General features: G+C 38.3%; 19 protein-coding genes. 1 reads left to right on the top strand and 18 read right to left on the bottom strand.

The genetic code is table 11. From position 1 onward, the window contains the following. Nucleotides 1-190 precede the first annotated feature (190 nt). Nucleotides 191-451 (top strand): hypothetical protein, encoded by a 261-nt coding sequence (locus tag DW103_RS17325; RefSeq protein ID WP_122278453.1) that lies wholly within the window; start codon nt 191-193, stop codon nt 449-451. A gap of 100 nt (nt 452-551) precedes the next feature. Here the strand turns inward: DW103_RS17325 and DW103_RS17320 are convergent, their stop codons facing one another. The 18 genes from DW103_RS17320 to DW103_RS17240 form a co-directional block, all read right to left on the bottom strand. Further along, nucleotides 552-914, bottom strand: coding sequence for a type II toxin-antitoxin system HigA family antitoxin (locus DW103_RS17320; RefSeq protein WP_122278451.1), 363 nt, complete (start codon nt 912-914; stop codon nt 552-554). 8 nt (nt 915-922) lie between these two features. After that, complete coding sequence (locus DW103_RS17315; RefSeq protein WP_122278449.1) at nt 923-1,222, bottom strand: type II toxin-antitoxin system HigB family toxin; 300 nt, start codon at nt 1,220-1,222, stop codon at nt 923-925. Nucleotides 1,223-1,604: 382 nt separating this feature from the next. After that, nucleotides 1,605-1,898, bottom strand: a complete 294-nt coding sequence (locus tag DW103_RS17310) for a hypothetical protein (RefSeq protein ID WP_122278447.1) — start codon at nt 1,896-1,898, stop codon at nt 1,605-1,607. Continuing rightward, complete coding sequence (locus DW103_RS17305; protein ID WP_147381240.1) at nt 1,885-2,208, bottom strand: hypothetical protein; 324 nt, start codon at nt 2,206-2,208, stop codon at nt 1,885-1,887. Before DW103_RS17305 ends, DW103_RS17310 begins: the two co-directional genes overlap by 14 nt. Before the next feature lie 248 nt (nt 2,209-2,456). Continuing rightward, nucleotides 2,457-2,954, bottom strand: coding sequence for a hypothetical protein (locus tag DW103_RS17295; RefSeq protein WP_122278441.1), 498 nt, complete (start codon nt 2,952-2,954; stop codon nt 2,457-2,459). 115 nt (nt 2,955-3,069) lie between these two features. After that, entirely contained in the window at nt 3,070-3,396 is a 327-nt protein-coding gene (locus tag DW103_RS18075; protein ID WP_147381239.1) for a hypothetical protein, read from the bottom strand. Between the two features lie 157 nt (nt 3,397-3,553). Beyond that, nucleotides 3,554-3,781: a hypothetical protein gene (locus tag DW103_RS17290; RefSeq protein ID WP_122278439.1), complete on the bottom strand. Its 228-nt coding sequence runs from the start codon at nt 3,779-3,781 to the stop codon at nt 3,554-3,556. Nucleotides 3,782-3,797: 16 nt separating this feature from the next. Then, nucleotides 3,798-4,163, bottom strand: a complete 366-nt coding sequence (locus DW103_RS17285; protein ID WP_122278437.1) for a hypothetical protein — start codon at nt 4,161-4,163, stop codon at nt 3,798-3,800. Nucleotides 4,164-4,335: 172 nt separating this feature from the next. Continuing rightward, the gene (locus tag DW103_RS17280; RefSeq protein ID WP_122278435.1) at nt 4,336-4,788 is read right to left on the bottom strand and encodes a DUF6808 domain-containing protein; all 453 of its coding nucleotides are present in this window, start codon (nt 4,786-4,788) and stop codon (nt 4,336-4,338) included. Then, on the bottom strand, nt 4,788-5,189 hold the full coding sequence (locus tag DW103_RS17275) for a D-Ala-D-Ala carboxypeptidase family metallohydrolase (RefSeq protein WP_122278433.1): 402 nt from the start codon (nt 5,187-5,189) through the stop codon (nt 4,788-4,790). Before DW103_RS17275 ends, DW103_RS17280 begins: the two co-directional genes overlap by 1 nt. Before the next feature lie 16 nt (nt 5,190-5,205). Next, nucleotides 5,206-5,553: a hypothetical protein gene (locus DW103_RS17270; protein ID WP_122278431.1), complete on the bottom strand. Its 348-nt coding sequence runs from the start codon at nt 5,551-5,553 to the stop codon at nt 5,206-5,208. Beyond that, the gene (locus DW103_RS17265) at nt 5,553-5,915 is read right to left on the bottom strand and encodes a hypothetical protein (RefSeq protein WP_122278455.1); all 363 of its coding nucleotides are present in this window, start codon (nt 5,913-5,915) and stop codon (nt 5,553-5,555) included. The genes DW103_RS17270 and DW103_RS17265 overlap by 1 nt, the downstream gene beginning before the upstream one ends. Nucleotides 5,916-6,069: 154 nt before the next feature. Beyond that, nucleotides 6,070-9,177, bottom strand: coding sequence for a hypothetical protein (locus DW103_RS17260; RefSeq protein WP_199653049.1), 3,108 nt, complete (start codon nt 9,175-9,177; stop codon nt 6,070-6,072). A gap of 98 nt (nt 9,178-9,275) precedes the next feature. Then, complete coding sequence (locus tag DW103_RS17255; RefSeq protein ID WP_122278429.1) at nt 9,276-9,734, bottom strand: hypothetical protein; 459 nt, start codon at nt 9,732-9,734, stop codon at nt 9,276-9,278. Nucleotides 9,735-9,840: 106 nt separating this feature from the next. Next, a complete protein-coding gene (locus DW103_RS17250; protein WP_122278427.1) occupies nt 9,841-10,362 on the bottom strand; it encodes a hypothetical protein in 522 nt (173 codons plus the stop codon). Between the two features lie 109 nt (nt 10,363-10,471). Continuing rightward, entirely contained in the window at nt 10,472-11,164 is a 693-nt protein-coding gene (locus tag DW103_RS17245; RefSeq protein WP_147381238.1) for a hypothetical protein, read from the bottom strand. A gap of 1 nt (nt 11,165) precedes the next feature. Then, on the bottom strand, nt 11,166-11,351 hold the full coding sequence (locus tag DW103_RS18070) for a hypothetical protein (protein WP_147381237.1): 186 nt from the start codon (nt 11,349-11,351) through the stop codon (nt 11,166-11,168). 10 nt (nt 11,352-11,361) lie between these two features. After that, nucleotides 11,362-12,140 (bottom strand): LamG-like jellyroll fold domain-containing protein (locus DW103_RS17240; RefSeq protein WP_122278423.1); only part of this gene is annotated, 779 nt, incomplete at its 5' end.

Below are 12,140 nucleotides of genomic sequence, written 5' to 3'. Positions count from 1 at the left end.
GAAGGGGCTTTTGATTTTTATTCCTAATGCGTTTGCCCTGATGAGATAAAAAATCCCAAGGAGCATTTTATATGAAAAAAAGCCAGTATCCAACTTTACAGTTACATACTGTAACCACTATTTTTTATATTTGAGATCTTTTTCAATTATAAATTGTATCTTTGTCCATGTCTAATTTTTAAAAGAAAATATGATGGGTAATGATGAATTTATCCTTTATTGTAGAAAACAAGGACGTGCGAAGTCATTGAAAAATGACCAACTTGGTAGAATAATCTGGGAATGGATTAGAGATAATGCTAATGGAATGCAAATAGGGAAACGAAAAGGATGTGAATGGGGAGAAGATGCCGAGAATGTAGATGCAAAATACCTCCCGTACACGGCAAGTCAATTTGAGTTTGATCGGGATAAACTTCCAGCTTTATATGATTACTTAGACTCTTTGTAGCAAAATACAAATGCTCTCTTTGTTTATGTCAGAAAGGTAATCACTTGCTGGGCGAACTAAAAAGGGGGGAAATCACGCCTATAATAGTAAAAACAATTCTTTAAAAACCTAACATAGATGCCGGGGGTATATTTAGCACACGACAAAGCAATCTTGCTATCTTTAAAGTCGGCTCTGAACGACCAGCAAGATAGTCATTAACACGTGAAGGGCTTACTCCTATCTCATTAGCAAGTTGTCTTTGTGTCATTCCTTTCTCTTCAAGAGATAACTCTATTAGCTCTGATACAGTCAGCTTTTCTATTGGATAATGCTCCTTTTCATAAGCAATCACTATATCAGACATTACAGTAAGTTCCACCGCATTCTTATCGTTTGCAGGAGTATTATCATCAACCAATGGCAACAGTTCTTCTACTCTTGCCAATGCAAATTCATACTGTTCCTTACTAACTTTATTCATATCCTATATTAAATGGTTGAACAATCAATTTTATCATAATCTTTATGAGTACCCACCCAGCGAATGAATATGTACCCTATTGTAAACTTAACAACTACCACCAACCGATAATTGTTGCCTCTGATATTAAAAACATAGTGCTGGTTGCCTACATAATCAGCAGAAAGAAAATCAACTTTTATATCAGACAGATTTTTCCATTCGGCTTTTTCTGCTATATCATACCAACGTTCTAAGGCTATGCGCGAATCTTCATAACCCTTCGTTTCATAGAAATCTTTCAGCTTCTTATGTGATACAATTCTCATTTATCTTCATTTGATACAAAAATACGAAATAATTCTGTATCGCAAAATTTTATGAAGAATTTGTTTTACAATACAGAATTTAGATAATAAAAAAAAGCCCGTATCCAACTTCACAGTTACATACGGACCAAACAAATAACAAACTCTTATTAAATACTAAATTGAAATCATATTATAATAAATTTATTTTCAATATATTACCAAATAATCAATTCAACAGCTGTAAAGTATTTGTAAAGTAAAACCACTTTTCTTGACCATCCAATACATAAGCATAAAAAAGCAAGCGTCCAGAATAATCACTACCCCGGACGCTTTAACCTTAACTATGACTGTCATTAGACAGCACGACAAAGGTAGGGAATATAATGTGCCTACCTATTTATTTTGTATGTTGTTCAACATAAAACCGAATAGCATTATTCACAAACATTGAGATATTCTTCTTTTTGATGAGAATATCTGCAACATCCCTTTCTAAGGAGACTAAAATTTTGGTTACTCCATTTACTTTGGCCCTACGCGGAATGCCGTTTTGGTCGAGCAACCGATATACGGTTTGCTCCGACTTTATTCCGGTAAGCTCCATTATTTTCTTAATAGAACACTCTTCATCTTTGTATAATTTTATAAGCAACCTCTCTTGTGATTTCGTTATGCTCTTACCTCTTGCCATTTCTTGATGATTTAAGTAAAAATTCACCGGCTTTTCGCATAGCACGAGCTAATTCAATTGTATCCGTGCAATCATCCAGCAGTTGCACATTCTCAATATCCGACAATTCCTCAAACATGACTTCCGCTGTAAAACGCGGATATTTATTACGTCGTATCATTTGCTTGCCGGCATCCCCTATAAACAACTCATACGCGGGCTGTTTATTTCCATTTCTATCGCAATCGCAAGTTGAAAACTCAGGCAAATACTCTCTCTCACTTGCAGATGCCAATATTTCACTGCATAAAGGGCACTGCAATACCCACATTGCAGGCCCTATTTTTTGTTTTTTATTTACGTACATATCTATTTTACCAAATAATAATCATCGCTTTTCAGAAAGTTAGCCCAGTCATTGCTGGTGTTGTGAAGACAAGAATTAAATTCTTCCTTACTCAATTGAACAGTTCTGTATTTAGAACCTTCAACTCTTATAGTGAAGGTTCTTTTGCTGTGATTTGCCTTCACGTTAATTTCTCTACCGGTGATAGTTTTCATGATTATAAGTGTTTTAAATTATAATTCTATTTCATTATCTACAGCAAACTTTGCAAGGCAATAAGCCTGCTTGTCAGAACAGGACATATATTTGTCAACTGAATGACAAACTGAAATGATAAAGTCGTTGCCAATTTCTTTAGCCTTTAATTCAATAGCAGCAAACATCTCTTCTGAGAGCTTATAGCTCATAGAACTTCTGTCGCCATAAACGCAGTTGTTAATCCATTGCAATTTATTGATTGCTTGCTGAAGGGGGGATAATGCGTTGAATGCTTGAATTGCTTTAGCATCCTTGTATCTTTTCTTTTCACCTCTTGACATACCGGCTATTTCTGACTTAGGTGCTTTTTTCAAAGCTACGCCGTTCTCGTCCGTAAGGTTAAAGGCCATCTCTTTACCTATTGTGCCATTTTCAAATGTTACTTCTACGTAACCTGTTGACTTCGTGATGATACGTGTAATAGTGCCTTTCTGACCTTTTTTGTTTGTAACAACCTTATTGATAGTAATCATATTTTTTGTACAGTTTTAAGTGTGTCTCACTTCTTTATTATCACAATACAAATATACAACATTGTGATAATATAAGCAAATATTTATCCTATTATTTTATATGCTATAAAACATATTATTCAATCTCTATCTCTGTAGTATGATTGCAATTTTTGCAAATTATTTCGCAAATACCTGAACCTGTTCCTTGAACAGGTTCGAAGAAAATAGGATTACCACATGTGGGGCAGTGCGTTATATCCTTGTTTTCTTTGCAAAGATATAGTAAACATAGGGTGTCTACTATATCTGACTGACTTATCCCAATGCTACTTGAGTAGAACTCAAGTAGGAATTTACCCTGTTTGGACAGCCGTATTAATTTCGAACTGTCCTTTTTTTTAAGCGTTTTGCGTCCTGCTCCAGGACGCGCTCCACCGCTTTTATTTTTTATTCCTGCCATTTTATTTGTTTTTTTATTACATTTGCATCGTCCCCCTTCGAGGTATTGAAATATATAGATAGTCTAATGCTGGTATCAGCACATTAATTGAACCATTGGGGGATATATCCCAGGGAACAGATCTAAGTTCTCTGGGATTTTTTTTTTATTTGCTGGGTTAAAGATTGTCTCTCACAAAATCGATAGCCCTGTTTTGGGCTAATTCGCTGTGGACAGAGCGCCCATCTACAGCCATATCTATTTGTTCGTCAGTAATATAAGCCTCCCTACATGTTCCTGAAAATTCCGCGGTTGTGGTGAATTTAAAACCACTATTAACTCTTTCTACAGTGTCATGATAGGCTATTTCGCCTAACAGGATGTTTGCTTCTTCAATTGTAATCATAATCTTTATTTTTTTATTATTTGTAATTTCCTGTTTTTAATTGCTCATATAAATCTTCCAAATTGAAACATGACAATTTCGTTTCTGTGTATGGACCTATTTTGCCACTAATTTTAAGAACCTTCCCTTTGTAAAGAAAAAAGGTTATGTCCGTTTGTTTTTCGGGTATAACGAAATGTTCTACCTCTACAAGCTCGGCCATCTTAAGGATATCCTCATCTTTGTGTCTTACAAAATCCGGAGTAGTTACTCCGGCATCTGCTTGTAAGTTGTCCGGATAATTAATGCCGATCTCTATAACCTTTGCTACATTCTCTGAAATAAATGTTCTTTCGTTATTAACGAAAACTGCTTTTCCATCTTTGTAATTGTATACTCTCATGGTTTGTTGTTTTATTATTACACTACAAATATACAATATTTATTTGAATTATATATCATATTCATATAAAAAAAATAATATGTTTTGTAACATAAAAAGCCGCCCCACCTTCACAGGCAGAGCGGCTTCAACATTAACACTAAATACTAATAACATAAAAACAAAAAGAAATCTACCAAATCCTATAGAACCCTCCTATCCCGACATAAGGAGATAAACCGTGCTTGCCTACCCCATATCCGGTTATAACACCAAGTCCCCAACGACGAGACGGTATGCGTTTTGTAATATACATTGTCTTTGGAAATACATTTATGCTATCCAATGCCGCATTGTATCCAGATACCCACGCGTGATAATCCGGGGTTAAATACTCTTTCTGAGAAACCGGAATATATATTGTATCTCCCTTAATATACTTGATAACGGTGTCAGATGGTAATGAGACATACTTCGTTACCACCTCTTTTACCGGTTCAGGGAAACGTTCGATAAGGGTGTCTATGCGGATAATCGTGTCAGTCTTTACGGATGCCGAATTATCAATCAACCCTTTGTATTTATATCCTCCCCAGAAACTAATCCCGTAGAATACAAATATTAATATTACGTGCAAAGCTTTCATCAATACTTCCCTTTCAAATATTGCTTCCGGTTTTGTCCGGAGAGTTTCAATGACAAATGCACGAATGTACTGTACTGGATGCACTGGTCGAAGTCAAGCCCAGAACGTCGTAGGCACTCGACCATGTACGCCGGGTGCTCACAAGCTACATCCGCAGCCTCCCCTTTCATGTGCTGGCTGGTTGGTACACCACCGACAGCTTTATTCAGTTCCGAACACCGGTAGCCACTGTTGATGACCATTCGCTTTCCATAGACCTCCCGGAGTGGTTGCAACAGGTTTACAACCAAGTTCTCGATTGCTTTTACTTCCTGCACTCCCGGATTATTAGCAATACCTTTCTGGGTCGCGGTGTTGCTACGGGTAAACTCTTTCAATTCAAAATTCTCACTGATTTTCATTCTTTGTTCTCCTTATTTAATAACCATTTTGTGGTTCACGATCACCACACTTCTTTTTTTCACATCTCTTCAAAGCAAGTTCCAGCTTTACATCCGAATAGCTTTCTTTCAGTGTAAAAAGCTCATCTTGCACCTGCCGAAGCCTTCCGGTTTGCTCGACAAATCGTTCCTCCTTATCGGATAATTGTTTCTGAAGGAACTCATTATATTCACGTAAAGCCCTAAACTCTTCTGCGTCCGCATGGGCATCTTCTATACGAGCATTTGTTCTTCTGTTCGTATAGAAGTTGATTCCCCACTTGATAGCTTCAAATCCTCCCAGTGTACCTACTATTGTTAGTATGTCTGTTAATTCAATATTCATCACATATCTTCTTCTTTGTGTTCTTCATTAGCAAAAGGAGCATCTAATATCTTTATATATGTAGGCATAGTCGATTCTGAAAACATACCGTTACGGTCGATGAAATCGACACGTACTTTTAAATATTCCAGCTCTGCGTCTGTGATAGCAAAATCCAATTCCTGATAAATATCCTCCTGATTTTTAAAGCCGACAGTTACCTGTCCATTGTTTTCATTTTTAACTACTAACTTCTTTTGCTCCGAGTCTGAAATAGCTATCTTGTTATCAATGGCTATTTTTAACATCATGTTAGCTCTCGTGTCGTACTGAGGCAATACCGTATTTAGTATTATCACTCTGTCTCTTAATGTCAAATTCATACGTTCTATTTTTTTAGTTGGAATACATGTTATGTTGAAATTCTTATTGCACATAGAATAGTCCTGTAGTTTTGTCCCACTTTACACTATAACTTTCAGGAGAAGATGTAATAGTAGCAAGCTGCGTATTAGTAGGCATTAAAGAAGCATATATTCAAGTTCTTTTAAACCAACTATCTGCGGTTGAAAAGTTTTGAAAAGCAAGATGGATATGGCGATAAGATGTTGTTCCCGGCAAATGCTCGCAACTTATGGCGTTAGCCCTATAAGTAGTTCCATCTTCTTTATTCATGGTACCTATCTCTACTTTTAGTGCAGCATCTCCCTGCATGAATGTACCATAAGCCCTTAATTTAATACAACTCATCATGCTTGGGTCTACTCGTGTTCTTATTATTTGTTTGTTAGAACAAAAATCTGTATATTCATTATCACCCTGAGAATTCGTAAACCCTTTATGAATACCAACAAATACAGAATTATTATTACTTGATCCAAACACCAATGATGCTTCTGCGGCACTTAGTCTTACTGAGCGCATAATGCCCAAATCATCAGAATATTGTGCTCTTAAATGTGCACCTTCTATATCGAAGCCTGCAATTTTTCCATTTCCATTTTGATAAATCCTGAAAGGTGCATTTTCAGGTGTCGAAGAACCAGCCCAAAATCTTACACTTGAATCAGACGTTCCTGCTCCTGTAACACCCGCCTTTATTGTCTGGTCGTCACCTGCCAATCTAACAGTACCAGATGTTACGACACCACCATCAATGACAGTCTTTGTATTGTCTGCTGTTTCAGACCAATCAGAACTCACATAAGAACCGGAAGATCGACCTAATACACAACGTAACAACTTTCCAGACTGTGCCCATAAATCACCAGAATCATACGGCGGATAAGGAGTTGATAAAAACACTCTTCTTTTTCCATCTGCCGTATCTTTGGCCAGAGATGCTGCTTGTGCTGCCGCAATAGCTGTCGCATCTTCTATCGTAGCCCAAGTGTTTGAAGACGGTCCTATGTATCTTTGTAGAATCTTAGTCGATGTATTATACCATAAGTCTCCAACATGTTCCGGCTCAGTGCCTGATGCCCAATTATTCCAAGGATTTGTCGTTTGGTAATAGGTTTCTACTTTACCATCGATTTGATTTTGCAAGTCAACCTTAGCGGAATTTAACATCGATAGTGTAGAATAAATAGAGAGGTCCGGCCTATCTGTAAGATTATTATATCCAGAAGAACCAGAAACAAACTTTATTACTCCTTCAATAGTGGCACCATTGGTAGCCGTAATTTTCGCATTTACTAAGTCAATAACCAATCTGGCCAACTTGTCCTTTATCAATCCAGTTGTAATCGTCTGACCGGCAATCTCGGTAAAACCATAATTCGGAAGCCAGGAACGCACTCCATCTTCCGGAGTATTCAATACCCCTACCCAGAAATGATAATACCCTTCTTCGTCCTCTAATTTTATCTGCCGTTCAGTTACATAAATAGAACCGCTATCCCCATCCTTCGGGCATTTGGCATAGACGTAATAAGCAAGCGAATTATTCAACCGATAGGATGCCGATGGGATAATCCACTCGCGGACAGTATCACTAACGGTAAAGTGTACCAGCTTGCCGGACGTGTTCTTGAAATAATTGGCGTCATTGTCTGCATTCGGAATGAACTTCACTCCTATAAGCTCCATTTGCTGTGAGTTCGTGCCGACAATCAATTGCGCGGTATGTACGACCAATGGCTTAATAAGTTCGGTGAAATAGTCCCCTTCCGGGTCGAACATCATCTTCATGGTCTCCATGACGTCTTTCCAGGAACGCTTTGTGTGTTCACGGACAGGTTTTACTTTATCCTCTATCTCTTCCGGGACTTTATTCACGTCGTCTACCAAGTCCTTGAAACCATTCGATTCAAGGAAATCGGATAAGGTCAGTTCATATCTGAATGATGGTGTACCGTCTTTTTCGATATATCTTTTTACCTTGGTAACACGAATCTCCCGGTCAATCTTCAGTTGCTCGGAATACACACCGACCATCTGGCCACAGGCGACAAAGATGTTCTGCATGCGGAATGTTTTTTCTTCGCACTTACCTCGAAGCTGGATACGTTTATCGCAATGTTCGTCAAGCCATGCTTGCGACTCTTCTAAGAGCTGTTGCGAGGCTTTATCTATATACGATTGCGGCATCTTCAACCCAGTAAGGATGAACTTATCCCCTACAGAGAAATTGATGTCTCCCGGCACTTTTAAGGCGTTTTCCTGCTCATTTACCTTTAGTTTGAATTGTTTAGTTGAATTATCCCAGCTACCTTCTACTATTGCAAGGTCATAACCGGCCAGCCCACCGTCCTGGAACGAAGCAATAATATCTTCCTCTCCGATTTTACAATCATCCAGATTAAAATCTATATCAGATGCTCGCAAAGTAAAATCATCTATCTTAGATGAAACATGAAATTCCCCTTTCGGAAAAATATGATTAAAAGGAATCTTTTTCTGCCCTAATCTCCCGTACTTTTCTGTATTCTTCGATAATTCTTCCTGTCCACCGGGTAGCATCAAGTAGTCGGCGCCATAATCTGAACCAAGATTTTTATCAGACCCATAAGGGAAAATAACAGTTGTCGGACGTTCATCACTTACAGCCGATATTTCCAATTCTGTAAACCCAAGTCCTTCGCCTTGTCCTAACACAAGGCCGTTGCTGTCATATTTCCTCTTTCCGATACTGATAGTTTTCTGATATATCCAGTATTCAGTATCAAGCTGTTTTACAGTATCATCTAAAACAGGGCCTACATTTTTGTCCTTAAACGAAATCATTATTGACCGGGAATCAATACATGAACCTACTTTCCATCCAGAATCCTCCCGGTTCATGTTTTTGACTATCAACTCAAGTATTTGTCTTGCAGTACCGGTGTAATAGTCAAAGTTTTTCTTATATTCAGGTTTGCCATTCAAAAAGAACGCAACATCTTCCAAGTCATACTTAGATGAATAGAACATAACGGTATATTCCCAGCCGAGAGACGTTTCCCTTTTAGTTACTTTCTCGTTATGACGTATTTTGTATTTCGTTCCTTCAAAGTCTATATAGTCGTTTATCTGAAGCTCTACCACGTTACGGGAAAGGAAATTAAGGGTAAGAGTGTCCTCCCCCATTATTTCCTCGACCGTATAACTGTTGTCCTTCAGGTAAACGTCGCAAACTACTGTATTTCCGCGCTTTATTTCCATACTGCTAAATTATCCCTAATAGGTTTTAAGTGGCCTAACAATTATTTTTTATAAATGACATCCGATGGGTTGTCGTGAATTAAGATATAAGCACCTCCTCACGCATCCCTTTTCCTGTAGTATTTAAAGAAACTAAAGGAACTTGCGGTTAGTCTCTCGCTACACGGTTTGAGATATTCGTTTTCCAAGTCATATGCCTCTTGCTCGAAAGTAATCCTCCTGTACGCCTTGTCAGCGTCTCTGTACATGATTAACCGAACCAGATACTCGATACCATACCAAGCATAGTACAGGAACACTGGGATAGCGATAAGTGCTGACATCCACCATCCGTAACAGTCGAAAGCGAAGCAAATAAACATTATCCCGACCGCGAGAGCCAAACCAGTTGTAAACAGAGTTTGATACTGCTCCACGTGACTTGCCTCGTGAAACTTTGCCCGGTCTGACAATTCTTTTTCTTCGGTAAACACTGCTCCGAAAAGCATGATTGTTTTAAAATCTTTCAAGAACGTGAAAATCCTTGCAATTTTGCTGTTGTAAAAAATCTTTGCCATATATAAGTTTATTTTGTGGGCCAAAGCCCGGTTAACTATAACTGTCCATATTAGGTGTCCACCTTTTCATATTAGGTGTCCACCTTTTGCAAACATGGATACCTTTTTAAGATGCTAGGAATACCGTCAGATAAGTACTTCCAAGCGCAGCAACTTCGCACCAGAACATAGGCTTGGCTGCTATGAAATCCCGCCATAAACTACCGGTTACATGCTTACTCATGCCGACGACGGTGTAGACTATAAACGCAAGCCATATCGGGATAAGCAGCCACCAGAATGTTAATCCTACCCATATCTGCGAAAAGATTACACAGACTGCAGCTGCAGAGTAATGCACAGTATTTGTAAGAGGCAACTTAAATTGCGGTGCAGCCCCAACAAACAATAATCCGGCGCAAGCCAGAAAAGCCGTAAACTGATAGCTGGACGGTGTTATATCGAGCAATGCCGGTAGAAGAAGGCCTCCAACAGACACACACATAACGGAGAATAGCCAACCAAGACCTTTCTTACGTTTTTCCAACTTGTAATAGGTATCGCTAATTGAATAAGGGATACCAAAAGACTTGCATGTTCCGGCCAGATAGACCAGAAAGACAATAAAAGAAATAATTACTAATGCCATGTTTTTATATTTATGTTTATATTTGCATAATCATATAGTATTAAATTTTATATATCGCCACCTCTTGGCTGCGAAGTTCGGGGGTGGTATTTTAGTTTTTAACCGAAAACTATATTCCAAATCGCTTCTTGTCATTGGCATAATTTATATCTATCTCTTCTTTGGTTAACGCCCTATCGTAAACTCGTATAGAGTAAATATTGCCGGCAAATTTGTTTCCGGGACTATTGGTAGGGGTGTAACCTTCTCTACTTCCTATCTGCGGATAGCTCCATATACCCCAGTAATCGGCTGTACCTTTTCTCTGTGCAAGACTATTGTTAAGTCTAACTTCCGTGAGAGATGGAGATGTCCCATACCTTACGGATAGACTTGTTAATGCTTCGTAGCCATCTATATACCAAGGCTGTTGGGTAGACCCGTAAAGAAATAGCTGAGTTCCGGCAACAAATAGAAAATAAGAGCTATTTACAGTTAGCAATGTAAATCCCGTTTCACCGGCATTGGGCTTAAATACGACTTCTACGGTTAGTTCTGTCTTGGAAGATAAATTGCGGAGAAGGTTTCCACCGTAGTGGTCATCATCATATAGAATCATATAATTAGACCCCTTGGATATTCGAGTAAATGTCGCATCGTTATCATTTCCGCTTAAATCTTCCCATGTCTTAGATGTGCTATTACTACCGGCACGTGTATTGTACTCGCCGTCGAAACAGGCTATAAGCCCTTCGGCGACATACCCAAGCCAGTTAATTGCCGATTCTTTCTTTTTCGTGAACATCATTCTTCGTCTTGACATACTACCTCCTATCTGGTATTAATACTGTAGGAATACTATCATCCCGCAGAACAATTGTCCCTTCCTCTATCTTAGAAGTAGGCATGTAGTAGGTATGATTAACTGACTGATAGCTCATAATACCTATTAATGTTGCCACGAATAAGGCAACCACCTCTTTTCTGTATTCTCTAATTGCTGTTTCCATATATTATTTTTTAATCGATTACATAAGGCTGTGTGGGCGGAGTGAAATTAGAAGTCCAACGGGCTACTCTCGATATGCGGAACTCATCAAATATTCCAACGTTAAAACCATTAGCGGAAGACCCAAGAGTCCAATCTCCTAATTTTAAATTATCGCAAATTGCATCATTTGCCGGCAAACCTGTTTTTGTCCCTTTAAGAATGCCGTCAACGAAAAAATATCCGGTTGTTCCAGATTTTACCATTGCAATATGATGGAGTTTATCTTTAAAATACGCATTACTAACACTCCAATCCAAATACTTTTCCGTAGAGTTATACAGAGTTGTATTAAAGTATACTCTAAAAAAATCTTGGTTATAAGTTTCGCTCCTAATCCATCTTAATCCAAGCCCTGATTTATCCCAACCGGGATAGAAATAACTAGAATTGGAAAAAAATCCAATATTGTCATTTGAATAATCCGTATCACTCTTATCCTGCCACCAGAAATCAACTGTCCAATCTCCTGAAAAATCTATCTCTGACGTGTCGTAAGAAATAGTATTTCTATTGAAATAAGCCCCTTGGCCAAATTTAGCAATTGGATAAGATGATATTGAACCGGATATGTTAGATTTATTATTCACGGCATCTGTTAAACTCCCATCGAAATGCAGCAACAAGGCGGTCTTTGCAGTCGAAACAACTTTATGTTTTTTCATTAACCTTCTCCTGCCCATAAGTCTAAGTTTAGTTCGAAAGTTAGAAAATGCGGATAGTTCGCCTTTACGTCGATTTGAGCTATCTC

Origin of the sequence: Parabacteroides sp. AM08-6 (genome assembly GCF_003473295.1) — a bacterium.
Taxonomy (GTDB): Bacteria; Bacteroidota; Bacteroidia; order Bacteroidales; family Tannerellaceae; genus Parabacteroides.
The sequence above is the reverse complement of the archived record's forward strand: the minus strand, read 5'-3'. Positions and strand labels throughout refer to the sequence as shown.